This is a genomic window from Henriciella sp., from assembly GCF_029936995.1.
GTDB lineage: Bacteria > Pseudomonadota > Alphaproteobacteria > Caulobacterales > Hyphomonadaceae > Henriciella.
The window spans coordinates 790,495-815,991 of sequence record NZ_JAPYRE010000001.1 but is presented as its reverse complement, the minus strand read 5'-3'; the positions used below and the strand labels follow the sequence as shown (position 1 = coordinate 815,991).

28 protein-coding genes and 3 tRNA genes are annotated in these 25,497 nt (G+C 58.3%); 10 read left to right on the top strand and 21 right to left on the bottom strand.

Going from position 1 to position 25,497, the window contains the following annotated elements; genetic code table 11:
* Positions 1–7 precede the first annotated feature (7 nt).
* From Q1K31_RS04015 to Q1K31_RS03995, 5 genes are all read right to left on the bottom strand, one after another.
* Positions 8–418, bottom strand: coding sequence for a biopolymer transporter ExbD (locus tag Q1K31_RS04015; RefSeq protein ID WP_300376960.1), 411 nt, complete (start codon positions 416–418; stop codon positions 8–10).
* Positions 418–933, bottom strand: coding sequence for a MotA/TolQ/ExbB proton channel family protein (locus Q1K31_RS04010; protein WP_300376958.1), 516 nt, complete (start codon positions 931–933; stop codon positions 418–420). The genes Q1K31_RS04015 and Q1K31_RS04010 overlap by 1 nt, the downstream gene beginning before the upstream one ends.
* Before the next feature lie 30 nt (positions 934–963).
* Positions 964–2,370 (bottom strand): MotA/TolQ/ExbB proton channel family protein, encoded by a 1,407-nt coding sequence (locus Q1K31_RS04005; RefSeq protein ID WP_300376956.1) that lies wholly within the window; start codon positions 2,368–2,370, stop codon positions 964–966.
* Positions 2,371–2,397: 27 nt separating this feature from the next.
* On the bottom strand, positions 2,398–3,180 hold the full coding sequence (locus Q1K31_RS04000; RefSeq protein WP_300376954.1) for a DUF3450 domain-containing protein: 783 nt from the start codon (positions 3,178–3,180) through the stop codon (positions 2,398–2,400).
* Positions 3,181–3,655: 475 nt separating this feature from the next.
* A tRNA-Gln gene (locus Q1K31_RS03995) sits at positions 3,656–3,730 on the bottom strand.
* A 146-nt stretch (positions 3,731–3,876) separates the two neighbouring features.
* Between Q1K31_RS03995 and Q1K31_RS03990 the strand changes: the two genes are divergently transcribed.
* The 3 genes from Q1K31_RS03990 to Q1K31_RS03980 all read left to right on the top strand — a co-directional run bounded on the left by Q1K31_RS03990 (position 3,877) and on the right by Q1K31_RS03980 (position 6,318).
* A tRNA-Pro gene (locus Q1K31_RS03990) sits at positions 3,877–3,953 on the top strand.
* A gap of 122 nt (positions 3,954–4,075) precedes the next feature.
* On the top strand, positions 4,076–5,857 hold the full coding sequence (sppA, locus tag Q1K31_RS03985) for a signal peptide peptidase SppA (protein WP_300376952.1): 1,782 nt from the start codon (positions 4,076–4,078) through the stop codon (positions 5,855–5,857).
* A gap of 119 nt (positions 5,858–5,976) precedes the next feature.
* Positions 5,977–6,318 carry a chorismate mutase gene (locus Q1K31_RS03980; protein ID WP_300376950.1) on the top strand — a complete coding sequence of 114 codons (342 nt, stop codon included), beginning with the start codon at positions 5,977–5,979 and terminating at the stop codon, positions 6,316–6,318.
* Here the strand turns inward: Q1K31_RS03980 and Q1K31_RS03975 are convergent.
* On the bottom strand, positions 6,270–6,656 hold the full coding sequence (locus Q1K31_RS03975) for an Hpt domain-containing protein (RefSeq protein WP_300376948.1): 387 nt from the start codon (positions 6,654–6,656) through the stop codon (positions 6,270–6,272). The two genes, Q1K31_RS03980 and Q1K31_RS03975, sit on opposite strands and share 49 nt — an antisense overlap.
* 161 nt (positions 6,657–6,817) lie before the next feature.
* Between Q1K31_RS03975 and Q1K31_RS03970 the strand changes: the two genes are divergently transcribed.
* A complete protein-coding gene (locus Q1K31_RS03970) occupies positions 6,818–6,961 on the top strand; it encodes a hypothetical protein (RefSeq protein WP_300376946.1) in 144 nt (47 codons plus the stop codon).
* 81 nt (positions 6,962–7,042) lie between these two features.
* Here Q1K31_RS03970 and acs read toward each other — a convergent pair whose 3' ends face one another.
* The 6 genes from acs to tuf form a co-directional block, all read right to left on the bottom strand.
* The gene (gene acs / locus Q1K31_RS03965; RefSeq protein WP_300376944.1) at positions 7,043–8,992 is read right to left on the bottom strand and encodes an acetate--CoA ligase; all 1,950 of its coding nucleotides are present in this window, start codon (positions 8,990–8,992) and stop codon (positions 7,043–7,045) included.
* A gap of 161 nt (positions 8,993–9,153) precedes the next feature.
* Entirely contained in the window at positions 9,154–9,945 is a 792-nt protein-coding gene (locus Q1K31_RS03960; protein ID WP_300376942.1) for a copper resistance protein B, read from the bottom strand.
* A gap of 8 nt (positions 9,946–9,953) precedes the next feature.
* The gene (locus Q1K31_RS03955) at positions 9,954–11,855 is read right to left on the bottom strand and encodes a copper resistance system multicopper oxidase (protein WP_300376940.1); all 1,902 of its coding nucleotides are present in this window, start codon (positions 11,853–11,855) and stop codon (positions 9,954–9,956) included.
* A 628-nt stretch (positions 11,856–12,483) separates the two neighbouring features.
* A tRNA-Trp gene (locus Q1K31_RS03950) sits at positions 12,484–12,559 on the bottom strand.
* A 76-nt stretch (positions 12,560–12,635) separates the two neighbouring features.
* Complete coding sequence (locus Q1K31_RS03945; protein ID WP_300376938.1) at positions 12,636–13,385, bottom strand: sulfotransferase domain-containing protein; 750 nt, start codon at positions 13,383–13,385, stop codon at positions 12,636–12,638.
* Between the two features lie 102 nt (positions 13,386–13,487).
* On the bottom strand, positions 13,488–14,678 hold the full coding sequence (gene tuf, locus Q1K31_RS03940) for an elongation factor Tu (protein WP_300376795.1): 1,191 nt from the start codon (positions 14,676–14,678) through the stop codon (positions 13,488–13,490).
* Positions 14,679–14,872: 194 nt separating this feature from the next.
* On the opposite strand from tuf, the gene pgl reads away from it, so the two are divergent.
* Together pgl and pgi are read left to right on the top strand one after the other, a co-directional pair.
* Complete coding sequence (pgl, locus tag Q1K31_RS03935; RefSeq protein ID WP_300376937.1) at positions 14,873–15,577, top strand: 6-phosphogluconolactonase; 705 nt, start codon at positions 14,873–14,875, stop codon at positions 15,575–15,577.
* Positions 15,578–15,596: 19 nt separating this feature from the next.
* Positions 15,597–17,144 (top strand): glucose-6-phosphate isomerase, encoded by a 1,548-nt coding sequence (gene pgi / locus Q1K31_RS03930; RefSeq protein WP_300376935.1) that lies wholly within the window; start codon positions 15,597–15,599, stop codon positions 17,142–17,144.
* Here pgi and Q1K31_RS03925 read toward each other — a convergent pair.
* The 5 genes from Q1K31_RS03925 to Q1K31_RS03905 all read right to left on the bottom strand — a co-directional run bounded on the left by Q1K31_RS03925 (position 17,141) and on the right by Q1K31_RS03905 (position 20,184).
* Positions 17,141–17,836 carry an enoyl-CoA hydratase/isomerase family protein gene (locus tag Q1K31_RS03925; protein ID WP_300376933.1) on the bottom strand — a complete coding sequence of 232 codons (696 nt, stop codon included), beginning with the start codon at positions 17,834–17,836 and terminating at the stop codon, positions 17,141–17,143. The two genes, pgi and Q1K31_RS03925, sit on opposite strands and share 4 nt — an antisense overlap.
* Positions 17,837–17,914: 78 nt before the next feature.
* Complete coding sequence (gene nusG / locus Q1K31_RS03920) at positions 17,915–18,460, bottom strand: transcription termination/antitermination protein NusG (RefSeq protein ID WP_300376931.1); 546 nt, start codon at positions 18,458–18,460, stop codon at positions 17,915–17,917.
* Between the two features lie 21 nt (positions 18,461–18,481).
* Complete coding sequence (gene secE, locus Q1K31_RS03915) at positions 18,482–18,697, bottom strand: preprotein translocase subunit SecE (protein ID WP_300376929.1); 216 nt, start codon at positions 18,695–18,697, stop codon at positions 18,482–18,484.
* A 131-nt stretch (positions 18,698–18,828) separates the two neighbouring features.
* A complete protein-coding gene (locus Q1K31_RS03910; protein ID WP_300376927.1) occupies positions 18,829–19,707 on the bottom strand; it encodes an SMP-30/gluconolactonase/LRE family protein in 879 nt (292 codons plus the stop codon).
* Positions 19,708–20,010: 303 nt separating this feature from the next.
* Positions 20,011–20,184 carry a DUF1328 domain-containing protein gene (locus Q1K31_RS03905; protein WP_300376925.1) on the bottom strand — a complete coding sequence of 58 codons (174 nt, stop codon included), beginning with the start codon at positions 20,182–20,184 and terminating at the stop codon, positions 20,011–20,013.
* Positions 20,185–20,337: 153 nt separating this feature from the next.
* On the opposite strand from Q1K31_RS03905, the gene Q1K31_RS03900 reads away from it, so the two are divergent.
* Positions 20,338–20,481, top strand: coding sequence for an entericidin A/B family lipoprotein (locus Q1K31_RS03900; protein WP_300376923.1), 144 nt, complete (start codon positions 20,338–20,340; stop codon positions 20,479–20,481).
* 74 nt (positions 20,482–20,555) lie between these two features.
* Here the strand turns inward: Q1K31_RS03900 and Q1K31_RS03895 are convergent, their stop codons facing one another.
* Complete coding sequence (locus Q1K31_RS03895; protein ID WP_300376921.1) at positions 20,556–20,813, bottom strand: hypothetical protein; 258 nt, start codon at positions 20,811–20,813, stop codon at positions 20,556–20,558.
* 103 nt (positions 20,814–20,916) lie between these two features.
* On the opposite strand from Q1K31_RS03895, the gene Q1K31_RS03890 reads away from it, so the two are divergent.
* The 3 genes from Q1K31_RS03890 to Q1K31_RS03880 are packed head-to-tail and all read left to right on the top strand — an operon-like array spanning position 20,917 to position 22,870.
* Positions 20,917–21,183 (top strand): Rho termination factor N-terminal domain-containing protein, encoded by a 267-nt coding sequence (locus Q1K31_RS03890; RefSeq protein WP_300376920.1) that lies wholly within the window; start codon positions 20,917–20,919, stop codon positions 21,181–21,183.
* Complete coding sequence (locus Q1K31_RS03885) at positions 21,180–22,034, top strand: diacylglycerol kinase family protein (RefSeq protein WP_300376918.1); 855 nt, start codon at positions 21,180–21,182, stop codon at positions 22,032–22,034. The genes Q1K31_RS03890 and Q1K31_RS03885 overlap by 4 nt, the downstream gene beginning before the upstream one ends.
* Positions 22,031–22,870: a metallophosphoesterase gene (locus Q1K31_RS03880; protein WP_300376915.1), complete on the top strand. Its 840-nt coding sequence runs from the start codon at positions 22,031–22,033 to the stop codon at positions 22,868–22,870. Before Q1K31_RS03885 ends, Q1K31_RS03880 begins: the two co-directional genes overlap by 4 nt.
* Here Q1K31_RS03880 and Q1K31_RS03875 read toward each other — a convergent pair.
* From Q1K31_RS03875 to Q1K31_RS03865, 3 genes are read right to left on the bottom strand one after another with little or no spacing between them, the layout of a single operon-like run.
* Positions 22,867–24,522, bottom strand: a complete 1,656-nt coding sequence (locus Q1K31_RS03875; protein WP_300376913.1) for a histidine kinase dimerization/phosphoacceptor domain -containing protein — start codon at positions 24,520–24,522, stop codon at positions 22,867–22,869. The two genes, Q1K31_RS03880 and Q1K31_RS03875, sit on opposite strands and share 4 nt — an antisense overlap.
* A gap of 37 nt (positions 24,523–24,559) precedes the next feature.
* On the bottom strand, positions 24,560–25,168 hold the full coding sequence (locus tag Q1K31_RS03870) for a sigma-70 family RNA polymerase sigma factor (RefSeq protein WP_300376911.1): 609 nt from the start codon (positions 25,166–25,168) through the stop codon (positions 24,560–24,562).
* Between the two features lie 8 nt (positions 25,169–25,176).
* Entirely contained in the window at positions 25,177–25,368 is a 192-nt protein-coding gene (locus Q1K31_RS03865) for a NepR family anti-sigma factor (RefSeq protein WP_300376909.1), read from the bottom strand.
* Positions 25,369–25,497 lie beyond the last annotated feature (129 nt).

Genomic DNA, 25,497 nt, shown 5'->3' with positions numbered 1-25,497 from the left:
CTGCCTCCTAGTCTTCTTCACTCTGGACGACGTTCACCTGCTCCATGTTGGCATTATATGCCTCATCACGGATTTTGATAATCGTCCCGGTGCGCGCGCGCGGATGTGCCTGGATAATCAGGGCACTCTGCGGGTTTTCCGCCCGCAGCCGCTCCATGTTTGCCCGCACGCCGGTGATATCGGTGTAGCGTCCATTGACGGTAATCAGGTTATCGGCCCCGACAAAGACCAGGATCGAGTCCTGTTCATTGTCCGGATTCTCCGGAGCTGGTGGCGGTGGGGGTTCCACACCAAGGGCCCGCTCCTGGATGAAGGTCGATGTCACGATGAAGAAGATGAGGAGAATGAAAACCACATCAAGCATCGGCGTGAGATCGACACTCGCCTCTTCAGGCTGTTTGTGCTGGCGTCCACGCATCAGGCAATCTCCATATCATCTTCGACCTGCTGCACGAGGCGGTTCACCTTCCGATCCATGCCGGATGTAAAGATGATGCCGGAAATTGACGCGACCATGCCGGCCATTGTCGGGATCGTCGCACGAGACACGCCCCCCGACATGGCTTTGGCATCAGCACCGTCAGTAATCGCCATGACGTCGAACACGCTGACCATGCCGGTAACAGTTCCGAGCAGGCCCAGCAGCGGCGCAAGCGCCACCATTGCTTTCGTCATGCTGACATTTGCTTCTGCCTTGGCACGAACTTCCGAAATCAGCTTGTCGCGAACCCAGTGAGCAAGCACGGATTTCCTGTCAGAGCGGGCATTCCACTCCTCGACTGCCTCTCGGGCAACCGTCTTGTGGGCCAGGCGGAAGTAGAACAGTCGCTCAAGGATCAGGGCCCACATGATGAATGTGGCAACCATGATGATGAGCAGAACCGGTCCACCCCGCGCCAGAAAGGCCTCAAGATCATTCAGACCTAAGTCCATTTGTGCACCTCCCGAAGGAGGGAACGGCGCTTAGGCCGTTCCCTTGTTGGATTCTGCACGTTCGGCGACCAGACCGGCAGCCTGTTCGTCGAGGATCTGCTGATTACCGCGTGCAAGCGATGCTGCCACAGCGTGGAGCAGAAGCAGCGGAATAGCTGCAACAAGACCCAGCACGGTGGTCATGAGGGCAACGGAGATACCGCCAGCCATCAGCTTCGGATCGCCAGCACCAAAGTTGGTGATCGCGGTGAAGGTGATGATCATACCGATAACCGTACCGAGAAGACCCATAAGCGGAGCAACAGCGGCAAGCACTTTGACGATATCGTTGAAACGCTCGATTTTCGGCGTCTCACGAAGGATCTGCTCGTCGAGCTTGAGCTCGAGGCTTTCAAGATCCTGCGCCTTGTTGCTTTCATAGGCCTCGAAGACACGTGCCAGCGGGTTACCTGTACCGGCCTGACGCGTTTTGGCCGTCTTGCGCATCGCGCTGCCCATGAGGAACAGGGTCACGATCTTGAAGAGGGCGAAAGCAGCACCAATGGCCAGCAGCACGAGGATGATGGCACCGACAATACCACCCTGCCCGATACGCTCACTGAGGCTCGGCATCTCGCCCTGAACAGCAAACAGGTCGCCTTTGGTCGGGTCGATCGGCGTAATGACGACTTCGCCTTCCTGGGCGCTGATCAGGTTGCTCATGGCGGACTGGAAGTTACCGCCGGGCTGGGCCTTGAGCACCCGCAGGTAAGGCTCATCTGCACCCTCGGTGATAACTTCGACGAAACGGGTGTCATCGGTCGTAGCCGCCGTGAACACACCAACGCGCATCAGCTCGGTCTCAACGACCTCGCCTTCGGAGCCGGCACCGGCCACTTCAGCGTTGAACGTCTTCACCTCGGACTGGGCAATCATTTCCTGAAGCATGGCTTTCGGAAGTGCGTCCAGGTCTTCACGGGTCGGAAGCGAACGGGCCTCGGACACCTCAGCCAGCTTTTCGGCGCGGCCGCTATACTCATAGTTGGAGAGCGACTCACGAATGATCGGCATGTTCTCGCCAGCAGCGGTGCGGAACTGGCCGAGCAGCTCGCCAAAGTCACCCGCCTGGCTTTCAAGCTCAGCTGACAGCTGGCTGATCTGGCGTTCATTCTCTTCGAACTCGTTGGACAGGGCCTGCCCACGCGATTCAGCAGCATTCAGCTCGCCGCGTGCTTCCTGCATCAGGCGTTCCTGCTCAGCAGCCTGCTGACGGAATTCCTGCAGACGGCGCTGATCTTCAGCCGACATCTGCTGCGAGTCCTGCTGGACGCGGTTAAGAATGTCGCCGAGCGACACGTTGCCATCCTGGGCAACAGCCGGTGCGGCAATGGTCATTGCAGAGCCAGCGACGAGCGCAGCTGCGCCGAAGGCCTGCAGAGTAGTCTTGATCGGTTTCATATCGATAATCCTCTGGAACTTTGGCGCTTAGGGTGCGGTCACGTCGAGACGCGTTGCCGGTGCATAAAGCACGCTCGGCGTCGTGGTGCCCTTGGCGACCTTGATGGCCTTAGCGATGTTTTCCTTGAAGCGGTTCTCGACCGGGACCCAGGCCTGCTGGTCGCGGTTATAACGCGCAGCATACTTGCGGTCCGGCGACATATAGACAAGTGCCACGCGGCCGTAGAGGAACATGTCGACCATGACGGGCTTGCCATCGATGTCGATCTGTTCCGGCCAGGTGTCCATCGTGCGACCGTATTCCATCTCGCTCTTGTAAGCTTCGATGATCAGACGGTACTGCTCGACAATCGGAACCTGCGGGTTTTCCATCGCGGCACGCAGACTCTCGATGCGCTCAAGGCGCTCCTGCTTGCGGAATGGCAGGTCAGCCTGAACGAAGGCTTCCAGATCGGAAACCATGTCGATCAGCATCGGCGTGGTCTGTGCCGTGATCTCGTCAACGCGCTCAAGCTGGCTTTGCAGCGATTCAAGCTCACGGCGCTGGCTTTCAACGACCTTCTCCTGCTGGCGCGCATAGAGCTGCGCGGCCTGCGTGCGCTGGAGCAGCGTACGGAACTCGCTTTCGGCATCGGAGCGCTGGTCATCGAGCTGGTTGATCTGCTCCTGTACCTGCTCGGCTTGGCGGGTTGCTTCTTCTCCGGTTTCCAGCGCTTGGCGCAATTGGGTTTGCGCCACTGCCGGAATTGCCAGGCCGGCAACAAGCGCCGCCATCATGGCACCCCGCGCCGGTGTCAGTACTTTCTTCATGAGGTTTGCCTCTTACTCTCCGAATGGTCGTGCCTAACCGGCACGGTGAAACTCCAATGCGGCTGCGCGCCCTGAATCGGCGAGCCGCTGCTCTTAAAAACATTCATGGCCATTCACACACAGGGCCATAGTCTGGAGGTGGATGAGAGTAACACCCAAACCTCCCCAAATATCCGGAGTGCTTTATGACACTCTCTTTGTTCTCATTCCCGGCAGAGCCTGTGGCCGCCGAGGGCGACCATCGCGTGAGACGCTAGCAATAGCAACCTCGCGGATCAATGGCCTCCTGTTAACGTATAAAAAACTTACCGCTTTGAAGCGCAAGCACAATCACACATCACAGTAGAAAGAAAGACTATGGTATTTTGGTGATATTATAAGCAAAGCGCATACAGGCGTGCTGACACCAGTGCAGAACGGGCCTGAGCGGACCACGCCCGGAGCGTGGTAAAAATTATGACTTAGGAAGAAAGAGTGGCTGGGGTACCAGGATTCGAACCTGGGAATGTCGATACCAAAAACCGATGCCTTACCACTTGGCGATACCCCAACACTGAAGAAGGCTGGACATAGCCAATCCATTTCACGGTTTCAACTCCCAAACTGTGGCAATGACAGCTGTCCCTTTTCTGCATAATCCGGGACCGTGATACTTGCCACGAAAAGGCGGCTGGGATATAGGCGCCCGCTCCGGTCCGGAACATAGCTCAGCCTGGTAGAGCACCGTCTTCGGGAGGCGGGGGTCGGAGGTTCGAATCCTCCTGTTCCGACCATTCCCCATTCAAGCTTCCAATAGCCACGGATTATACCGGATACACACATCCGGTCTTTACTTTCCTTCGATATAGCTCATATCGTTATTTGATAAATTCGTAGGTTTGGAGGCCTGTCAGCCTTGAAGACATTTTTTACAGCCCTCGGCGGTGCGGTCCTTGGCACAATACTGGGAGCGATCCTGCTCTTCGTGATCGCCTCCATGGTCATCGGCGGCATGCTGAGCTCAGCCACCTCTTCCCTTGCAGGCGGCGGTGAGAACCCTGATTCCATGGTGCTGACCCTCGACCTGCGGCAGGAACTCAGCGACCAGCCCGCCACAAGCGGTCTTGCGGCACTGTTCGGCGAAAAAGGCTTTGTGAATGTCCTGACCAGGCTCGACGCAGCCCGAACGGATGACCGCGTCAAAGGCCTGCTGATCCGCGCCAGCGAGTTTTCTGTCGGCTCCGCACGTGCCGAAGAATTGCGGGACGCGATCCACGGACTGCGCGATGCCGGTAAGTTTGTCGTCGTCCATTCGCAGGGCACCTATGGCGGCGGGCCGTCAGCCATGCGCGCCATCGCGGCTGCCGATGAAATCGTCGTGCAGCCGGGCGGGGAATATCTGCCGGGTGGGGTCGTATTCGAAACAATGTTCTTCAAGGGCCTGCTGGACCGGCTCAACGTCTCGGCCGAGATCGAGCAGTTCTACGAGTACAAGAACGCTCCGAACGTCTACAAGGAAACCGACTATACAGAGCCACATCGCAGGGCGATGACCGAACTGGCAGATTCGGTCTGGCAGACTTCACTCAGCGATATCGCCTCTGACCGGTCCATGGATAAAAGTGCCGTCGAATCCGCGCTTTCCTCTGGCCCCCTGAGCCCGGATCGTCTGATCGAGACAGGTCTGGCCGACTCAACCGGCTGGCCGGAAGAGACGATGGAGGCCCTGAAGGAACGCGGCGGTGACGGCACAGAGCTTGTTGATGTCCTCACTTATAATGCGCCTTCTGCACCTCTGGGCGCATCGGCCATCGCCGTCGTTGGCGGTGAGGGCCCGATCGTGACAGGTGGTCCCAGCGGGGACCTTTTCTCCAGCGCAGCAGAATTCGCCTCCGATCCGATTGCACAGGCGCTTCTCGAAGCAGGACGGAATGATCGGGTGAAGGCCATCGTCTTCCGCGTCGACAGTCCCGGCGGCTCGCCCGTCGCATCAGATCAGGTCTGGCGGGCCGTCGAAATGGTCCAGGAGATGGACAAGCCCGTTATTGTTTCGATGGGCTCAGTGGCGGCATCGGGCGGTTACTACGTTTCTGCCGGAGCAGACTGGATCATGGCCAGCCGTTCCACCATCACCGGCTCTATCGGCATCTTCGGCGGCAAGCTCGCCATTGCTGATGGGCTGCGCCAGATCGGTATAAATACAGAAGAAATATCGGTTGGTGGACCGTTCGCCGGTGCCATGACGACGATTGATTCCTTTACCGACACACAGCGCGAGATGCTGACCGAGTGGCTCAAGCGCGGTTATGACCGCTTTATCGGGCTGGTCGCAGAAGGCCGCGGTATGAGTGTCGAACAGGTGCAGGAAGTCGCTCGTGGCCGCGTCTGGTCTGGCGAGGATGCACTGGAAGTCGGCCTGGTCGACGAGATCGGTGGCCTGATGGATGCCATCGCCAAGGCACGTGATCTCGCCGGAATCGAATCGGACGAAGATACACGCCTGATGTTCTATCCAAAACCACAGGGCGGCTTCCCGGGATTTGGCCCGATGGCCGAAGCTTCTGCAAAGGACCTCAGCACGCTGGCGCGTGCAGCGGAAATCCTTGAAGACCGCCGTGTTCAGACCTTGATCGAGCGTGGAACCATGCTTCAGGAATCGCCAGCACAGGCCCGCAGCCCGTTCATGATCGAAAAATAAGCTGCCAGCGGCACAGACGGGATAGCCAACTGCAATTCCCGGGCTGTGCCGAGCTTTCACGAGCTTGCCTGTCTGAAAGGCCCCATATAAAGCGGCAAGGATTCCTCACCGGAGACGACATGACCGACACGGCTGATCCAGAAACGCGCCGCCATACGGCAGAAACCGCTCAGTCCATGGCGGATGTGCGCCATGAGATCGACCGGCTGGACCGCGCCCTCGTGAAACTCCTTGTCGAACGCCAGTCCTTCATGGATGCCGCGGCCCGGATAAAAGGGACGCGCGAAAGCGTCCATGATCGTGACCGTATTGAAGACGTTGTGACCAAGGTCCTTGTGGAGGCGCGCCGTCAGGGGCTTTCTCCCGCCATTGCAGAGCCGGTCTGGCGGACCTTGATCGACCGCTGCATATCCTACGAATTCGGGGCGTTCGATGCGCGCCGTCCTGGCCGGGACAGCTGATGACTGGCTCGGCTACAGGCCTCTAGCGTCGCCGAAATCTCGTCCTTCACCTCGTTGAGAATAAGGGCTGCGCCTGCAGCGCTTGGCGGCAGGTCCCGCCCGGCCTCTTCGGCAACCCTGCAACGCTCTGCCAGTTCATGGGCACCGATACTCAGCGCAGCCCCTTTGAGTGTGTGGGCTGCATCTGCCCACTGGTCTGCTGGCGCGCGAGGGTCGAGCAACCTCGCCCATATCTCCACCTGATGACGGAAAATACCGATCACCTCCTCGGCCAGATCAGCGTCACCGCCGGTCATGGAGAGGAGGTGGTCAAGATCGAGATCTGCCTGTTCGGCCATTGCGGATACCTTCCGGAGCACTGCATGAATCAGTGACCTTACACGTCATGAATTGCCTTGCCTGACCGTTAAGGCAGGAGCGGCTATCTGGCAAAACTGTGAATTGATTTTTTTGCTATGATGGCGTATATAGTTTATCGACTTTCAATAGGGGACTTACGATGATCGCCATACTTGTCGCCCTGCGGGACTTTTTCGTAGCAGTCCTCGTCAGTTGGCTCGGTGTTTCAACAGACGCGCCTGAAAACCAACAGCAGGCAGAACCGGCTAAACCGGCAACAGCATCTGTTGCCATGATCGGTTAGTTTTCCGCTCGTTTTTCTTCGGAAAGGCTAGCACATCAGAGAGAGCGCAGACCCGAAAGGTCTGCGCTCTTTCTTTTGAGCTCAGTCCTTGTTCTGCCGCCCCTCGATCAGTTTGTCGACGACCTCAGGCTCTGCCAGCGTCGAGGTATCACCGAGGCTGTCGAAACTGTTTTCGGCGATCTTGCGCAGGATACGCCGCATGATCTTGCCGGAGCGTGTTTTCGGAAGGCCGGGTGTGAAATGGATAAGGTCCGGGCTGGCAATCGGGCCAATCTCGGAACGGACATGCGCAATCAGCTCCTTCTTGAGAGCCTCGTCTGCCTCCACATCCGGGAAGGTGATGACATAGGCATAGATCCCCTGCCCCTTGATATCATGCGGATAGCCGACAACCGCAGCTTCAGCGACCGCATCGTGGGCGACGAGCGCACTCTCGACCTCTGCCGTTCCCATTCTGTGACCTGAAACATTGATCACATCGTCCACACGGCCAGTGATCCAGTAGAAACCGTCTTCATCACGGCGACAGCCATCGCCCGTAAAATAATTGCCCGGATAAGCAGAAAAGTAGGTATCCACGAATCTCTGATGATCGCCATAGACGGTGCGCATCTGGCCGGGCCAGCTTTCGGTAATGATCAGGTTGCCGTCCGTGGCCCCGCTCAGCTGGTTGCCATCCGCATCGACCAGCTCCGGCTTGATCCCGAAGAATGGATGTGAGCCGGCTCCGGGTTTCATTTCGGTTGCGCCCGGAAGCGGGACAATCATCGTACCCCCGGTTTCTGTCTGCCACCATGTGTCGACGATCGGGCAACGCTCGTCGCCAACGACCTTGAAATACCATTCCCAGGCTTCCGGATTGATTGGCTCACCCACAGTGCCGAGCAGGCGCAGGCTTTTGCGGCTCGCCTTCTTCACTGGCGCATCGCCTTCACGCATCAGCGCGCGAATTGCGGTCGGCGCGGTATAGAAGGTCGTTACCTCATGCTTGTCGCAAACCTCCCAGAAGCGTGAGGCATCCGGATAGGTAGGTACCCCTTCGAACATCAGGGTCGAAGTGCCGTTCGCGAGCGGGCCATAGACGATATAAGTGTGACCCGTGACCCAGCCGACATCGGCCGAACACCAGAAGACGTCATCCTCTTTCAGGTCGAACACATATTCATGGGTCATTGCCGCCCAGACGAGATAGCCCCCACATGTGTGCAGGACGCCTTTCGGCTTCCCGGTCGAGCCGGACGTGTAGAGGATGAATAGCGGGTCTTCAGCATTCATCGGTTCCGGGTCACAGGTCTCGGCAACGTCGGCGCCAATTTCGTGCAACCAGAGGTCCCGCCCCTCTTTCATGTTCACTTCATTGCCAGTGCGGCGAACAACAAGAACCTTGTCGACCATATTGTCAGCAAGCTCGCAGGCCCTGTCGGTATTGGCCTTCAGCGGGATGGTCTTGCCGCCGCGTACGCCTTCGTCAGCCGTGATGACAAAGCGCGATTCACAATCCGTGATCCGTCCTGCGAGCGCTTCAGGCGAGAAGCCGCCAAAGACGACAGAATGGACCGCGCCGATACGCGCACAGGCCAGCATCGCCATCGCCGCTTCCGGGATCATCGGCATGTACAGCGTGACGCGGTCGCCTTTCTTGACGCCCATCTCCTTGAGGACATTCGAGAACCGGCAGACCGCATGATAGAGCTGGCGGTAGGTCAGCGTGTGACTGTCTTCGGGCTCGTCGCCTTCCCAGATGATCGCCGGTTTGTCTCCACGGGTCTCGAGATGCCGGTCGAGACAGCTTTCCGTGACATTGAGCGTACCGTCGGCAAACCAGCGGACATGCAGGTCATCCTTGTCCCAGGAGACGTCCCTGACCTGCGTGAAAGGCTCCATCCATTCGATGCGCTGTCCATGTTCGCGCCAGAAGCCTTCAGGATCATTGATCGAACGATCATACATCTCCCGGTATTTTTCCGGTGTCAGGTTTGCTTGCTTCGCGAAGCCTTCTGGTACGGGATGGGATGTGGGGTGATCGCTCATGCGGGGCGCCTCTCCTTGAAGAATTTTATCTGGATACAGGAAACAACATGAGCCCCCGAGCCGCATTTGTGAAGGCCAGAATCATGGTCTCGTGACGGTACACCAGCGGTATGAGAGCGGTCCGAAAATGGCGCAGGTCCAAATAACCTGCGCCATCCACATCAGTACCAGGCCCGGACTCCGAAAATCACGGCCGCCTTGCCGGTTTCACCACCGCGTGCCTCGATCATCTCAGCCGTATCGCTGAAACTTTCCTGCCACTCGATGCCGATATAGGGCGCAAAGGTACGCCTGATCTCGTAACGCAGGCGCAAACCCGCATCGATTCCTGTCAGGCCCGCGCCGGTTTCCAGCTCCGGGATGTCCTGCGCCGAGAACCCGGCCTCGATCCGCGGCTGGAGGATCAACCGTTGGGTTAGCAGAAGCTCGTATTCGGCCTCGACCCGCGCGGTCAGATCACCCTCAGTAGAGAGAAAAGCGGCTGCATCTGTTTCAAAGAGATACGGTGCAAGCCCCTGAAATCCCGCAACTATATGAGTTCGACTTTCCGGCTCGAAATCCTGGCGCACACCTGCTTGGAAGTCCCAGTACGGCGAAATCGCCCGAGACCAGAGCGCCTGAAGCTCTGCTTCCTCGAATTCACCTTCTTCCGGTAAATACTCGAGTTCTGTCTTGAACCAGAGTTTGTTGATATCGCCACCAGTCCAGGCATTTCCATCGAGGAGCAGGACTTCCTCATCGTCGAAAGACTGAAGCTCGAAGCGCTCGGCCTGAAAATAAGTGGCCGTTGTGTCGCCGTGATGTCGCAGCACCTGCTGGCGGGCCGGCTTCATCTGTTCCGCGCCCCAGACCTCATCGGCCTGGGACCAGGGGTCTGCCTCTGTCTTCTGGGCAAACGCGACAGGCTGGGCCGAAAGACCGATCATGGTCAGTGCGGCCAGTTTCAACGTCATGAAATGTCTCAATGGTGGCCCTCATGCGTTTGATTATGACCCATGTCATGGTCATTTTCCGGTGGTTCGTGGTGAGGTTTCGCGTGCGGGCCGGCCTCTCCGGGTATCACCGACACGACATTCATCATCCCGGCGTGCATGTGATAGAGAAGGTGGCAGTGGAAGGCCCAGTCGCCGACATGTTCCGACGAGACATCGAAGGCGACTTTCTCGCCCGGTTTGACGATCACGGTATGCTTGCGCGGGCGGTGCTCGCCTCCCCCGTTCTCCACTTCGAAGAACATGCCGTGCAGGTGGATCGGATGCGGCATCATCGTGTCGTTGACGAGGTTGAAGCGCACACGCTCGCCCTCGTTAAGGCGGATTGATTCCGTTACCTCGGAGAACTTCACACCGTTGAACGACCACATGTAGCGGTGCATGTTCGAAGTCAGGTGAATCTGGAGTTCGCGCTCTGGCGGACGGGTATCCCTGTTGGGTTCCAGCGCGCGGAGGTCGGCATAGGTAAGGACACGGTGACCCACGTCCTCAAGCCCTGTGCCCGGTTCATCCAGCCGGCTGACAGGCATCATGGCAGTATTGGCGACCCCTGGACCCGTCTTGTGATTGTGGGCCATCATCGCACCATCGCCGGACATGGGGTCCGGTTTTCGGCTCATTGAATGTCCCTCATGAGCCATACCGTTCATCTTGTGACCTGAATGGTCCATTCCGGACATGTCGTGACCGGAATGATCCATGCCGGACATTGTACTGTCAGAGCGATCCATATCACTCATGCCATGCTCGCCATGCGCCATGCCCATATCCTTCATGGTGAGTGTTGGCACAGCGCGCATCACCGGGGCTTCAGCCCGCATGCCCGGACGCGGCCCGAGTGTGGCGACAGCCTGCCCCGACCGGTCGATCGATTCCGCAACCAGCGCGAATGCACGTGCTGCCTCTGGCCGCACGACCACGTCATAGGTCTCCGCCACACCGATCTGGAATTCGTCTGTCTCGACCGGGCGAACATTCAGCCCGTCTGAGGCAACAACGCTCATGGGCAGGCCGGGAATCCGGAAATTGAAGATCGACATGGCCGAGGCATTGATGATGCGCAGGCGCACGCGTTCGCCGGGCCGGAAAACGGCGTTCCAGTTATCAGCCGTCGAATGACCATTGATGAGATAGGTATAGGTCGCGCCGGTCACGTCTGCGATATCACGCGGGCTCATTCGCATATTGCCCCACATGGCACGATCGCCAAGCGCGTCACCAAGGCCCTGCTGCGCGGCGTCTTCAGCGAAGTCGCCTAGCGTGCGATTATTGAAACTGTAGGTCTCGGCGGACTTTTTAAGCTTGTCGAAAATCCGGTGAGGATGCTCGAAGCTCCAGTCCGACAGGACAAGAACATACTCGCGGTCATAGCTGACCGGATCTGCCCCTGCCGGGTCGATAATCATCGGCCCGTAATGGCCTAGCTGTTCCTGTAGCCCTGAATGCGAGTGATACCAGTAAGTGCCTGATTGTGGCACGGCGAACTTGTACTGGAAGGTTTCACCCGCGGGAATGCCAGGGAACGAGACACCGGGCACGCCATCCATGTAGAAGGGCACAAGGAGGCCGTGCCAGTGAATGCTGGTCTCACTCTTCAGCCTGTTTTTGACATTGAGCGTGATCTCATCGCCTTCACGGAAACGGATGAGGGGCGCAGGCAGTGTGCCATTAACACCGACAGCCATGGCCGTACGCCCGTCTATCCGGACCGGGAACTCGCCGATATCGAGGTCGAAATTCGTGCCAGTAAGGGTTGGCAGGCCGAGATTTCCATCTGTTGCTGTGCGTGCCCAGGCCGGCAGCAGGCCGGAGGCACCGAGCACCGTCCCCCCACCCAGGGCTGCCCCCAGGAAATGTCGTCTGTTGAACATCTTGAAACTCGTCTTTCATCTTGATCTTGAACGCAAAATAAACAGACGCGCCCTTCCGGCGGCCTGCCCAGGGCGGTCAGATCAGATGAGAAGACTGATTTTCTGGTGCGTAAGTGTGCGCGGAATTGCGGGCGCACTATGATCCGGCGGCCATTTGTGAACCCGAACCTGGGGCTGTCGTGTCTCAAGCTGCAGGGTAGCCGGCACAATGAAAACGGGCTGTGGCACGGATCCGGTACTTATGGCCTGATCCGGGGCAACAGAAATACGATTGAGCACGCTCTGACCGCACCCGTCGCAATGGCTGTCATGTCCCCCATGTGCCGGCCCATGCTCATCGCTTGCGGACATGGGCGCTGTGTCAGCTGTCGAATGAACTGAATGATGCTGATGTCCGGATGAGGCCGTCGACATCGCGCGCTCGTGAGCCGCTTGCTGTCCCTGCTGGCCTTCCTGTGCCCCTGCTGAAAAGACAGCACAGCCGATCAGCCCCGTGCCGATCAGCACTGACAGAAGACTCAAGGCCAGAAAACGAAACACACTCACCATGTACGACAAAAATAGCTCATCTGTGCACGCCTGCAATGCATGCCTGACTGTAGCAGCGTTATATTTCTGAGAATTCGCCTGGCACGGGCAGTAGGACTCGAACCCACGACCTGCGGTTTTGGAGACCGCTGCTCTACCAGCTGAGCTATACCCGCTCAGGCGAAGCGCCGTAATGCCTGATTGTGGGTGAAAGCGCAACAGGCCGCGTGAACCATGCTGCAGCCAGCAGGCTCAGACACTCCAGCTGCCTTTCTCCCAGCCAAGCAGGCGCCGGGTATCCCCGGCATCCAGGCGAAAGGCGTCTTCAAGAAAGGCACGGTCTTCCGCACGCATTTCTGCGCTATCAGTCGCGCTGTTATGACGGGGCTCCGGCACAAAGTCGAAGCGGTCAACACCGAGAAAGTCCGTTACCCGCTCAAGTACAGGCTGCGCTTCAGTAGAGAGATCCTCGCTCCTTAGAAAAAGAAGCTGCTCGTCCGGGAAAAGGCGCATCAGGTTACGTACCTGTGGCGCATAGTAGCCACGGGCAAGCTGCGAGCGTTCACGGTCCTGCAAGGGCAGCGTCCGGCGGGCTCGCGCACGCTCGTTACGGATCACATCGGAGAAATCCGCCCCTTCGCGCTGCAGGCGCTTGTCCATGCGGAAATGCGACCAGGCCCGCTCGACCGGGTCACGCAACAGCATGATGACCCTGATCTCCGGGTTGTAGCGCCAGAGCCGCTCCATCGCACCGGTCCACCATGTGAGGATGGGGGTTGCCTCCCCGAGTTTCGCGCCCCCGGTCTGCGCAGACCAGTCAAACTGGCGGTGATACAACGCGTAATCGAGCGCGCGTATTGGGGTTTTCGGGCGCTTGTCAAAGAAGTGGACTTCCTTCTTCTTTGCCATGGCGATGTCCGGGTGCTGGCGCAGATAGGCGTCCAGAGAGGTGGTCCCCCCCTTCTGTACGCCAGCAATCATGAAATCTATGCGTTTGGGCATGTATACGTTCACAGCAGAAGCGGAAGAAGCCTTCAACAAAAAAGGGCCGCCCTGTTGGGGGCGACCCTTGATACTGTCAGCCTGTGCGGCTGGCTGTGTGTCTTACGATTTCACGTTCGAGACGACGCCGGCACCGACGGTGCGGCCGCCTTCACGGATGGCAAAGCGCAGGCCCTGGTCCATCGCGATCGGCGCGATCAGCTCGACATCCATCTTCACATTGTCACCCGGCAGGACCATTTCCTTGTCCGCCGGAAGCGTCACGATGCCCGTCACGTCGGTCGTGCGGAAGTAGAACTGCGGACGATAGTTGGTGAAGAACGGCGTGTGACGGCCACCCTCTTCCTTCGTCAGGATGTAGGCCTCGGCCTCGAAGCTCGTGTGCGGCGTGATCGAACCCGGCTTGCACAGCACCTGGCCACGCTCGACGCCGTCACGCTCAACACCACGGATCAGCGCGCCGATATTGTCGCCGGCCTGGCCCTGGTCGAGTAGCTTGCGGAACATCTCAACGCCCGTAACCGTCGTCTTCTTCGTGTCGCGGATGCCGACAATCTCGACTTCCTCGCCAACCTTGATGACGCCCGTCTCGACACGGCCGGTCACAACCGTACCGCGACCGGAGATCGAGAACACGTCCTCAACCGGCATCAGGAACGGCTTGTCCAGCGGACGCTCAGGGGTCGGGATGTACTCGTCCACGGCCGCCATCAGCTCCATGATCTTGTCCTTGCCGATCTCGTCGTCACGGCCTTCAACAGCCGCAAGCGCAGAGCCTGCAACGATCGGAATGTCGTCGCCCGGGAAATCGTAGGAGGACAGAAGCTCGCGAACTTCCATCTCGACCAGCTCCAGAAGCTCCGGATCGTCGACCTGGTCGACCTTGTTCAGGAACACGACAAGCGCCGGAACGCCAACCTGGCGGGCCAGCAGGATGTGCTCGCGCGTCTGCGGCATCGGGCCGTCTGCGGCGTTCACGACCAGGATCGCACCGTCCATCTGCGCAGCACCCGTGATCATGTTCTTCACATAGTCAGCGTGGCCGGGGCAGTCGACGTGCGCATAGTGACGGTTGTCCGTCTCGTACTCGACGTGTGCCGTGTTGATGGTGATGCCGCGGGCCTTCTCTTCCGGCGCGTTGTCGATGTCCTCATAGGACTTCGACTCACCGCCCCAGCCCTCGTGCAGGCACAGCGTAATCGCCGCTGTCAGCGTCGTCTTGCCATGGTCAACATGGCCAACCGTTCCAATGTTTACGTGAGGCTTGCTACGCTCAAACTTTGCCTTGGCCATCCTTGACCTCCTGTGTGTTTCTTGTCCGGCCCGCCGGACGGTTCGAGATTTCCTTCATACAGCGGGCCTTTGATTCCCGTTGAAGCGGGCGACATACACACGCGCGCGCGTGCTTTCAAGCGTTCATAGCAATTGACGCGCAGACGAACAGCACGCTCTTGACAGGAAGCGGCCCCGCGTGTCCCTGCAAATTCATGGCTAGCGCAACAGAATTCCATGCCTTCGGCACGAAAGAGACCTTCGAAACCGAAGCCGCAGACTGGATCGAAGCCCGGCTGGCAGACGCCCTGTCACGCCGCGGCAAGGCAACTCTTTTCTGTTCGGGCGGCTCCACGCCCGGACCTATCTATGAGAGCCTGTCAAAGCTCAATCTCGACTGGGAGAACATCACGGTTGGACTGGCCGATGAACGCTGGGTCGAGGAGACGCATGACGCCTCGAATGCGGCTCTTGTCCGGAATACGCTGCTGCAGAACAAGGCCGCAAAGGCAAACTTCCTATCGATGAAGACAGACCGGGAAAGCGCAGCTGAGGCGGCTGCCGATCTCGACAAGGCCTATGGCGGACCAGCCAGTGCTATAGATGTCCTCATCCTCGGCATGGGGCAGGATGGCCACACCCTCTCCTGGTTTGCCAATGCCAAAGGCCTGGGCGCGGCAACAGACCCCGGCAACCTTCTTTCCGTCGCAGCCATTAATGCGCCGAAGACAAAGGTTACTGGCGAGATTACCGAACGCATGACACTGACCTATCCCGCCGTGGCACGGGCGCGCAGCATCCTGCTGCTGATGTCTGGCGACCGGAAGAAATCCGTCTTCGAGGCACGCAATCCTGCCCACCCGGTGTCAACCATGCGCAAGGCCGCCGGAAAAGCACTGACCGTTTTCTATAGATCCTGAAAAAGGCGATCCGTTAACCATGTCTCTCAAGCATCATGCCGACCGACTGAAATCCAGCTCCTTCAGAAAGCTTATTGAAGCACGGGCCGGCATGGCCACAGTTTCCGCGCCCGGCTGGTCAATTGATCTGACGCGACATTATCTCGACGTGGATGCGGAAGCCGCCCTTGCGGAGACCGCTGCAGAAAAGAATCTGAAAGGGGCCGTCACAAGGCTGTTCGATGGCGACATCGTCAACACTTCTGAAGACCGTGCTGCCCTTCACTGGGCCTTGCGCGCAGGAGCGCCCAAAAGTGAAGCCGCCCAGAAAGTCTGCAGCTCTGTCCAGACAGCGGAATCCCTTGCTTCACGGATCGCCGGCGGACAGATGGTAACTGCTGAAGGCCGCCCTTTCACTGCCATCGTTCACATCGGCATTGGCGGGTCAGACTTCGGGCCGCGGCTTGTCGCAGACGCCTTTCACGACTGCCGCCGCCCCGGCCTTGAACTGAGATACTGTGCCAACCTGGATCCGCTCGATCTGGACCTGGCCCTGGAAGGGCTCGATCCAGCAACAACCCTGATTGTCGGCGTATCGAAGTCGTTTGGGACCGAGGAAACACTCTACAATCTTGCACGGGCGCGGGATTGGGTCCAAAGCTCCGTCAATGACGGCTGGGGCAGTCATTTCGTCCTTGTGACCGCAAGCCCTTCACGTGCGACGGCCTGGCTTGGCAATCCGGACGGGCATATCCTTGATTTGCCGGAGACCGTTGGCGGGCGTTTCTCGATCTGGTCAGCCGGGTCGGTGGCCTGCTCCATTGTGCTTGAAAACGATGTCATGCGCGAGTTCCGGCAAGGTGCCGCAGACATGGACACGCACGTCGCCGAGACCCCGATGGCTGAGAACGCAGCCATCAGGCTGGCCCTGCTGGACTACTGGAACAGCGCCTTCATGGGATTCGGGTCACGCGCCCTGCTCGCCTATTCCCGGCGCCTGCGTCTCCTGCCGGCCTACCTCCAGCAGCTGGAGATGGAATCAAACGGCAAGTCCGTCAGCCCCGGGGGTGAAGCGATAGACACCGCGACAGCTCCCCTGCTCTGGGGCGGGGAAGGCACGATCGGCCAGCATTCCTATCACCAGTGGCTGCACCAGAGCCCGGCCATCGTCCCGACGGAGTTTGTCCTAGCGCCGGGCGCAACAGATGACGCGGAAGGTGTGACAGGCCTTACTGCGCACGCCCTGGCACAGGCAGAAGTGCTCGCCAATGGCCGCACGCTCGAAGAGGTCCGCGCCGAGGAGCCGGAACTGCCGCTGGAGATTGCCGCACAGAAAGTTCATGCAGGCGGGCGACCGTCGAGCTTTTTCCACGCGCCAGTCCTGACGCCCTACCGGCTGGGCAGCCTGATTGCCCTGTTCGAGCATCGCACCTACCTCGCAGGCGTCCTGTGGGGGGTAAACAGCTTCGACCAATGGGGCGTCGAGCGTGGAAAGACCATGGCTGGCCGCCTGAAACCTGCCCTGGCAGGCAAGGACAAGGCGGACGATCCGGTAACGGCGGCGCTGATAGACACGCTCAAGCGCTAGGCTACGCCAAACGCCGACATGAATGGGTCGTCACCTGCGCTGACGAGCGCCCTGAGGCGGGCCTGAAGCTCACCCCTGGCCTGCTGCTTCACCGTTGTGAAAGCCGGCGCAGCCTTGAACGTACGCAGGGCCTGCGCCGTCACAACGGGCAGCTCATCCGGTTTACACACATGGTCGAATACCCGCTCTGCATGGAGTTCGTCCTGTGTCGTCACACGGCTGGTCAGGCTGAGGTTTCGCAGAAGGTGGCCGGGTAGCTCGTGACGGATCACTTCGGCTGCCCCGGCCGGAAACGGAATTCCGGCTTTCGCTTCAGGCAGGCCGAACTTCGCATCTGCTGCACACGAAATCCGGTAGTCAGCTGTCAGTGCCAGCACCAGCCCACCACCGATCGCATGACCATTCACAGCCGCGATGACAGGGGCCGGATGGCAGACCAGCGCCTTAACCATGCGGGTAATTCCCAGCACGAGCTCACGCCGCTGATCGGAGGAATAGCTTTCGAAGGCACGGGTATCGACACCTGCGGAAAAGGATTTCCCCTTTCCCGTCAGGACGATGGGATGCTCGGCCTGCGTTCCCTCAACAATCTGGGCCAGGTCCTGTACCAGATCCAGCGTGATCGCGTTGACCGGGGGGCTGAACAGCGTCAGCCATAACGTCCCCGACCTCTCAGAAATTGATACAGCCATTCCGAATCCTGACCTGACGTACTCAGCTCGCAGGCTGGCGAGCCTCAACAGAGGCCAGGCAAGATTGCTGCATCAGCGCTAGCTGATCTTGTCGACCTGCGAGTAGTCCAGATCGACGGGCGTGGCGCGGCCGAAGATCGAGACCGAAACCTTCAGGCGGTGATTGGCTTCGTCGATTTCCTCGACACCGCCCTCGAAGCCCTGGAAAGCCCCTTCATTGACGCGAACCTGCTCACCGATCTCGTAGCTGACCTGCGGACGCGGCCGTTCGGAAACCGGCTCATCTGCCGTGCCGAGAATGCGGTCGACTTCGCGTTGCGGCACAGGCAGCGGTTTCTTGCCGCCCTCAGCCCCGAGGAAGCCGGACACTTTCGGCGTGTCGCGGACCAGGTGATAGACGTCATCTGTCAGCTGCGCCTTCATCATGACGTAGCCGGGAAAATAACGTTTCTCGACGGTCTTCTTCTTGCCGCGCACGACTTCCACGACTTCCTCTGTCGGCACCTCGATCTCCTCGATCAGGTCAGACAGGTTTTTCAGGTCTGCCTGGTCACGGATGACCTGGGCGACCTTTTTCTCGAAGTTCGAGTAGGCGTGAACGATATACCATTTGGCCTCGGCCATGTGCGGGGCACTCCTTGAAGTCTATGCGCCGAGTCCGGTGATAAAACCGATCAGCACGGCAATGATCTGATCGGCCAGGAACAGGAAGAGCGCGACGATAATCGACATGATGACAACCATGATGGTTGCCTGCACGGTCTCGCTTGGCGAGGTCCAGGTTACCTTGCGGCCCTCGGCCTCGACCTGACGGACGTAGGTCACCGGATCAACGCTTTTCTTCTTGTCCTTGTCGGCCATCAAACAAATCCTGAAAGTCGGGGGTGTAGCGGGCTTACCCGTATTCGGCAACGCCATACTCCGCATTGATCACATTGTGAAGGCATGTGGGTGCAGGAAGTCAGCCGCGCAAGCATAGAGGTCGGTGCCATTCAGTGTCCGGACCATTCCGGACAGGGCTGCCCGGGTGTCTCCACCTCGACCGCGAAAAGACTGCCCGCAAAGGGCTGGGCATCCATCTGGAACGCTGTCAGCCCTGTCCGGGCGGTCGTGATATAAAGCGTCTTGCGGTCCCGCCCGCCGAAACAGCACCCGGTTGCTCGCACTGTCGGCAGCCGGATCACACGGTCCATGGCGCCATCCGGGCGATAGCGGACAACGCGGCCACCATCCCACTCCGCATTCCAGAGACAGCCCCCGGCATCCATGGCCGATCCGTCCGGATACCCTGCTCCGGCGCTCGTCGTGGCAAAGACACGACGGTTTGAAAGGCCTTTTGATGTGTCGTGGTCAAAGGAAAGTATTTCCTGCTCGGTGACATCACATGTGTAGAAAGTTGTCCCATCAGGAGAAAAACTGGCTGTGGAGGGGATGATAACAGGCGCCACTTTCAACGGGGCAATCGTCCGATCTGGGGCAAGCCTGTACCATGCGCCTTTCGCTTCACGCTCTTCGCTATCCATCGTGGTAAACCAGAAACTGCCATCCGGGGCGATGCCGCCAGCATTGATCCGGTTCGAAGCCGGCTCGTCCTGAAGAGTGACCAGGCGGGTATATTCTTCGGTCGCAGGGTCGAAAAACCCTACCTCCCGGTCACCCGCCATCAGGAGCTCGCCCTGCGACAAGGCAATGACGCTGGCCTTCAGGGGCAGATCATAGCGGCGCGTATTGCCGGTCTTCGGGTTATAGCGATGCAGCTTGGCACGTTTGGCATCCACCCACCACAAGAGCCCTTCGGAGGGACTCCAGACAGGGCTCTGGCCGAGCAGGCAACTCGTCGGCGCGACGCATTGGGGCTGATAGAGGCTCATCCGGTCTCCCTGAGCTGCACAGATGCAAAAAAGCCAGCCCTGTAAAGGACTGGCTAGAGACTTAAACGATTCCGTACCGATCAGCGAAAGATCATTACGCGTCTGTTGCGGGAAAGGCCCAGCAACAGGCCCTTGAAAGCAGCCCTCCCGATCAGGGGCAGCAGGATGTCAGGAGAATGATGAGAATCCGGCCGCCGGAAGCAGGACCGGTATTTGTCGATGGGTTTTATATCCCCGGATATGAAACAGGGCGGCACCGAAAATGGCAACCGCCCCGCTTGATCGTTCCATGCGTCAGCTAGCTTATAAGACGCTTCGGCCCCTGACAGCCCGCGCGACGAAGCTCAGGACGAGTAGAGCCAGGAAAACAAAGAACAGGATCTGGGCGATACTTGCGGAAGCACCAGCAATGCCGCCAAACCCGAAAATTGCGGCGATTATCGCCAGAACGAAAAATGTAAGTGCCCAACCAAGCATGATAATCTCCTTCCATGCAGCATGTTATTGTCGGCCTGTTGCCGATGCAGAATAAACGGTGAGCGGGGGCTGGCGGTTCCTGAAATAATTTTGGGAACATCCCCTACAGCGTGACGTTGTAGCTTTTCCGACAATCAAAGAGAGGACTTAGTTATGAAGAAGAACCCATTTCTCGTCGCCGGTCTCGGTCTGATGGCTCTTATGGCCGCTGCATGTAACACTGTTGAAGGCGCCGGTCAGGACGTCGAAGCAACAGGCGAAGAAATTGAAGAGACGGCTAACGAGGCAGGTGCCTAGTCATCTCTTTGACAACAGAACAACAGAAACGCGGCCTCGAAAGGCCGCGTTTTTTGTATCTGCTGGAAAGGATTTCAGGTCATGTCGCTGAATTTTTCGGCGGGAATGTATGTCAGCAAATAAACGGCAGGTTTCATCGAGACGTTGACCGCCTTGCGTTTACCGCTTCTCAGGCATGACCAGAAAGCAATACAGCCAACGCTGATCATCGACACCACGACATCCAGACGGGAAAGTCCGCCAAGGCGGCGAAACACAAAACCCAGATCCCCCAAAGGCCCTATGGCGGGATGGTAGGACGTCTTGTTTCTGGTACGGGATGTCTCTTTCATACAGTTATTACGCGCATGCGAGAAGCCGGTTCCCGGCCCGGAACACAAGGTGAAGGCCCGCGTTTGAATTCCCAATAATCTTGAAGCATGAAAGGGTATCAAAATGGCCAAGGACCATGGCCCGTCCATCAAGGACGACGAAACCTATCAATCCCTGAAGGATGAGGGTTATTCAAAGGAGACAGCCGCACGCATCGCCAATGCTCAGGCGAACCCGTCACAACACCCTTCGAAAAAGGGCGGCAAGTCGCCTTCTTACGACAAATGGACGAAAGACGAGCTGTACGACCGCGCCGCAGAACTTGATATCGAAGGACGCTCTGGAATGACCAAGGACGAACTCATCGCCGCCCTGCGAGACAATCTATGAAGCTTGCAGCGCTTGTAAATCCGCGCTCTGGCAGTGTGCCGGCGGACGCAGAAGACCAATTGCGCACAGTTCTCGAAGAGCTGGGCGAGGCATGTGAATTCACCCTGCTGGACAAGGATGACATTTGCGAGCCGATAGATGCCTGTTTCGATACGTCGCCTGATGCGGTCATCGTCTGGAGTGGGGACGGCACTGTAGCTTGCGCCCTGGAACGGGCCGGTGAAGCTGGCCCGCCTATCCTGCCACTGCCGGGCGGAACGATGAACCTGTTTCATAAACAGATTCATGGCGGACCTTGCGAGTGGCAGGAATGCTTGCGCGATGGCCTGACTAAGGGACGTATGATTGATGTGCCTGCCGGATGTGCGGATGATCATCGCTTCTATGTCGCCGCGATGGCTGGCAATCTTACCGATCTGACGGGGCCGCGTGAGGCGCTGCGCAGCGGGCGTGTCCTGGAAGCGATCGAAAAGCTGTCCGGTAGTGATTTCCTCGATTTCACCAACGCCATGTCATTTCATGCGGATGGAATGGATACCCCTCCGGAAGGGAACGCAGCCCTTGCCGCGGCGATATTTGTTGGCGCCCAGGAAGACGGGAATTTTGAATTCGCCTATATCAATCCCGACAACCCTATCGAACTGGCCGCCTCCGGCTTTGGAGCCCTAATGTCGGACTGGCGTGAGGCAACGGGGGTGACAACTCTTCGAACCAGCGAGGTCAGGCTTAAACACCCTAAGGGGTACGGATTACGCGTAACACTGGACGGCGAGCCTGTACGACTTAAGTCAGGAACCAGTTTTCGCCGTATAAGCAAAGGCGGCCGGGCCATATCTGCCGTGTATGAATGACCAGAATAATTCAACTAGCCGATATACATTTCGGGACGGAAAACCCCGTTGCCCTTGAGGCGTTCGAGGCGACAATCAAAGAGCTTGAGCCGGATGCCCTCGCCGTCTGTGGAGACCTGACCCAGCGCGGCAAGCGCTCTGAATTTGCTGATGCGCGCGACTGGCTTGACCGTTTCGACATTCCCAGGCTCGTTGTCGCAGGAAATCATGATACCCCGCTCCTGAACATTTATGAACGGGTCGTCTCCCCTTTTGAGCGCCACGATTCCTATTTCGAAGACCTTTCCGGCCCCGTAGAACTGGAAGGCGCCTACCTTATCGGGATGAATACATCACGCGGCTGGCAGACCCGGAAAAACTGGGCGGAAGGTTCAGTCAACCTAGAAGACCTTGAATCGGTGATCGCGGAAGCAGAGGGCCCGGCCAGCCACGGCAAGGCGGTCTTCCTGATCTGTCACCACCCTTTCCTCTCCCCCCCGGAAGCACCGATGCGCACTGCGACCCGGCGTGGACGCCGCGCAAGCCGGCGGCTTGCGCAGAGCCCGGTCGGTTTCCTGCTGACGGGCCATGTCCATGCTCCCTCCGTCACAGTTGTCGATGACGAAGCAAAGTCATATGTCGCAGTCTCTTCAGGCACATTGTCGACGCGCATCCGCACACGTCCCGCCAGCTTTAACCTGATCGAACTGAAGCAGGAGGCGTGTGATGTTACGGTCTACAACCTGCACGGTGACCGGTTTGTGCCTGAAAAGCCCCATAAGCTGTCACCTGAATACAACCATGCCGAACCGCATGTAACAGCAGCCGCGGGCCCCTATGAAGGATCCAAATCCTAGAAGTCCGTAGTATGCTTCATGGCGTGCTCGACTGGCACACGAAGTTCCACATGATAACCACTTCCTTTCTCGGAGCTGATGTTCATGCGGCCGCGAAGCTGCTTGGCAAATGCGGACATAAGTTTTGACCCCAGACCGGTCGAGCCACCGCTTTCAGACCCGCTGTCACCTGCCCCTGCACCGTCATCCAGGATGTCGAGGATGATCTCCTCTGCCTCACGGTAAAGTCTTACCGTTATTGTCCCGCCATCATCGGGGAACGCGTACTTCGTCGCGTTTGTGACAGCCTCCAGGATGAACAGGGCAATCGGAATAGCATCGTCGGCGGGCCGGTCTATTTCCTCGATCTCGCTTTCAATCGTGACGCCCTGCTCATCCATGCCCAGTGCCCCGGCCAAGTGAGACAGCAGCGCCTCCAGGAAGGGTTGCATGTGAACGGTCTCCAGCCGCTCATGCTGGTAGAGCGTCTGGTGGACAATCGAGAGCGCATCAATCCGGTGGCGGGCGGCAGAGATCACGCTGCGCGCACCTGGATCGGTGACCTGGCGGCGCTGCAGGTTGAGAAAGCTTGCCACGATCTGGAGATTATTTTTCACACGGTGATGGATTTCTTTCACCGCGGCATCGCGTGTCGCGATGGCCGACCGCAGCGTGGCATCACGTTCAGAAATCCTGTTCGCCATCCGGTCGAAGCTATGGGCAAAGTCCGCGATCTCGTCGGGCGCATTCTCGAATTCGTTGCCGATACGGAAATTATAATGCCCTTCGCCATAGATCAGTGCCAGCCTGCGCAGGCGGGCAAGCCATTTCAGGACGAGACCATCCACAGCGAGCCAGGCAGCTATCAGGGCGAGTGTGAAGGAGAGCAGCGGAATACCGACAGATTCCAGAGGCTCCAGGGTAAACTCACTGATCACACCTGGCGACGGCCTGGAAATGACCGCATACATCCGGCCATCGACAATCGATCTCACAACAATATCGAGCGACCCGAACCTGTCTGTGTCGGTAACGAAAAGCACGCCGTCTTCATCGCCTGTCGCTTCATCAATCCATTCCTGCTGGACAGCAACAACCCTGGCGCTGCCGAAGACCTGCCCACCACTGTCCGAAATCGCCAGTTCGACATCCTCAGGAAGGTTCGTCAGACGAACCGTGCGAACAAGCTGTTCGGTTTTCAGGGAAAAGGCGACGGCCCCGAGAAATTCACCATCATTGGTTTCGAGCCGGCGGAATACCGAGAACAGCCAGGCCTGACTGAGCGAGCCAAAGAAAGCGTCCGTCAGTACGGTGGTCTTGCCGGCCTTGACCTCGGCAAAGGCCGAAGGTTGAGACGTCGAGCCTTCGGGCTCTCCCACGGCCGCGCAGGAAAACTTGCCGGTTTCATCAAATAGCGTGACGTTTGAGAGCTGCGGGATACGCGGTGCCAAGGTTTCATAGACCGGAGCGCAATCACCCTCTGATATGTTGGGCAGGTAGATTTCCTGCAATACATCGACTGTCGACAACACCTGTTCGATCTCATCAATCGCCCGGTCCGCGATCTCGATGAGGTTATTGCGTCGTTCAGCCAGCGCATCCTGGGCATTCAGGTAAGTCCTGAAGCCGGCAAATAGCAGAATTGGAGTCAGTGCGGCTGCGATCGTAAACAACAACCGCAGCCGCAAAGATCCACGTCTGACCTTCTGTTCAGTTTCTGGCGTGTTCCGGGGTGTCACGCGATAGCTCGTCCGCCTGCCTCATGATGTCATCGAATGCTTCAGACGCGCTGATCGCCTTGTCGCCCGAATATCTCGCTTCGTTATTCTCCAGAATCTCCATCAGCGCTTTGCGTGCACGGCTGACGCGGCTCTTGATCGTTCCGACAGCACAGTCACAGATCTCCGCGGCTTCTTCATAGGATAGCCCGCCAGCACCGACAAGCACCAGGGCTTCACGCTGGTCTTCAGGCAGCACCGTCAGGCCGTTCCGCAGTGCAAGAAGGTCAATTGCGGATGAAGTATTGTCGCTGGCGACAAGTGTCGCTTCGGCGACTTCCGGATCAAGTTGCTGGCGTCTCCAGCTGCGACGCTTCTCCGAGTAGAAGAGATTGCGCAGAATCGTGAACGCCCAGGCCTTCAGGTTTGTACCCGCCTGATAACTTTCACGGGCCTTCCATGCTTTGAGCATGGCTTCCTGAGCAAGGTCGTCAGCGGCTGTTGCGTTGCCACACAGGCTTCGTGCGAAAGCCCTTAAGTGGGGAATCAGATCGGCGAGTTCTGCCTTGAACGCCTGATCATCGAGGGTCGGCTTGGTCAATGCAGTCTCTATTTCTTGTTGGAGGATTGGTCTGCCTGCTCAAGCAGGTTCAGAAACTCGTCCGGAACAGGCTCAGTTGTAACGTCTTCGTAAATACGGCGTAGCTGATCGCCGAGGCGTCTTTGCCGGACTTTGCGAGAACGCTCTGTTTCGACATCCGGCTTCGCTTCGTCACTCATCATGTTAACTCTATTACTCATGGGACCCCGAGAATATTTTGATCTCTTCGCATTAAACCCGTGAAAGAAACAAGGTTCCATCAAACAGAAATTTTTCTGCAGTTACTTGCAACCTTCAACAGAGAAACGAGTTACAAGGGGAAATGTAAT

Coding starts and splice junctions, on each gene's coding strand:
- Q1K31_RS04015 (WP_300376960.1), bottom strand. CDS start 418: ATGCGTGGACGCCAGCACAAACAGCCTGAAGAGGCGAGTGTCGATCTC.
- Q1K31_RS04010 (WP_300376958.1), bottom strand. CDS start 933: ATGGACTTAGGTCTGAATGATCTTGAGGCCTTTCTGGCGCGGGGTGGA.
- Q1K31_RS04005 (WP_300376956.1), bottom strand. CDS start 2,370: ATGAAACCGATCAAGACTACTCTGCAGGCCTTCGGCGCAGCTGCGCTC.
- Q1K31_RS04000 (WP_300376954.1), bottom strand. CDS start 3,180: ATGAAGAAAGTACTGACACCGGCGCGGGGTGCCATGATGGCGGCGCTT.
- Q1K31_RS03980 (WP_300376950.1), top strand. CDS start 5,977: ATGACCGACACGGCTGATCCAGAAACGCGCCGCCATACGGCAGAAACC.
- Q1K31_RS03975 (WP_300376948.1), bottom strand. CDS start 6,656: ATGGCCGAACAGGCAGATCTCGATCTTGACCACCTCCTCTCCATGACC.
- Q1K31_RS03970 (WP_300376946.1), top strand. CDS start 6,818: ATGATCGCCATACTTGTCGCCCTGCGGGACTTTTTCGTAGCAGTCCTC.
- acs (WP_300376944.1), bottom strand. CDS start 8,992: ATGAGCGATCACCCCACATCCCATCCCGTACCAGAAGGCTTCGCGAAG.
- Q1K31_RS03960 (WP_300376942.1), bottom strand. CDS start 9,945: ATGACGTTGAAACTGGCCGCACTGACCATGATCGGTCTTTCGGCCCAG.
- Q1K31_RS03955 (WP_300376940.1), bottom strand. CDS start 11,855: ATGTTCAACAGACGACATTTCCTGGGGGCAGCCCTGGGTGGGGGGACG.
- Q1K31_RS03945 (WP_300376938.1), bottom strand. CDS start 13,385: ATGCCCAAACGCATAGATTTCATGATTGCTGGCGTACAGAAGGGGGGG.
- tuf (WP_300376795.1), bottom strand. CDS start 14,678: ATGGCCAAGGCAAAGTTTGAGCGTAGCAAGCCTCACGTAAACATTGGA.
- pgl (WP_300376937.1), top strand. CDS start 14,873: ATGGCTAGCGCAACAGAATTCCATGCCTTCGGCACGAAAGAGACCTTC.
- pgi (WP_300376935.1), top strand. CDS start 15,597: ATGTCTCTCAAGCATCATGCCGACCGACTGAAATCCAGCTCCTTCAGA.
- Q1K31_RS03925 (WP_300376933.1), bottom strand. CDS start 17,836: ATGGCTGTATCAATTTCTGAGAGGTCGGGGACGTTATGGCTGACGCTG.
- nusG (WP_300376931.1), bottom strand. CDS start 18,460: ATGGCCGAGGCCAAATGGTATATCGTTCACGCCTACTCGAACTTCGAG.
- secE (WP_300376929.1), bottom strand. CDS start 18,697: ATGGCCGACAAGGACAAGAAGAAAAGCGTTGATCCGGTGACCTACGTC.
- Q1K31_RS03910 (WP_300376927.1), bottom strand. CDS start 19,707: ATGAGCCTCTATCAGCCCCAATGCGTCGCGCCGACGAGTTGCCTGCTC.
- Q1K31_RS03905 (WP_300376925.1), bottom strand. CDS start 20,184: ATGCTTGGTTGGGCACTTACATTTTTCGTTCTGGCGATAATCGCCGCA.
- Q1K31_RS03900 (WP_300376923.1), top strand. CDS start 20,338: ATGAAGAAGAACCCATTTCTCGTCGCCGGTCTCGGTCTGATGGCTCTT.
- Q1K31_RS03895 (WP_300376921.1), bottom strand. CDS start 20,813: ATGAAAGAGACATCCCGTACCAGAAACAAGACGTCCTACCATCCCGCC.
- Q1K31_RS03890 (WP_300376920.1), top strand. CDS start 20,917: ATGGCCAAGGACCATGGCCCGTCCATCAAGGACGACGAAACCTATCAA.
- Q1K31_RS03885 (WP_300376918.1), top strand. CDS start 21,180: ATGAAGCTTGCAGCGCTTGTAAATCCGCGCTCTGGCAGTGTGCCGGCG.
- Q1K31_RS03880 (WP_300376915.1), top strand. CDS start 22,031: ATGACCAGAATAATTCAACTAGCCGATATACATTTCGGGACGGAAAAC.
- Q1K31_RS03865 (WP_300376909.1), bottom strand. CDS start 25,368: ATGAGTAATAGAGTTAACATGATGAGTGACGAAGCGAAGCCGGATGTC.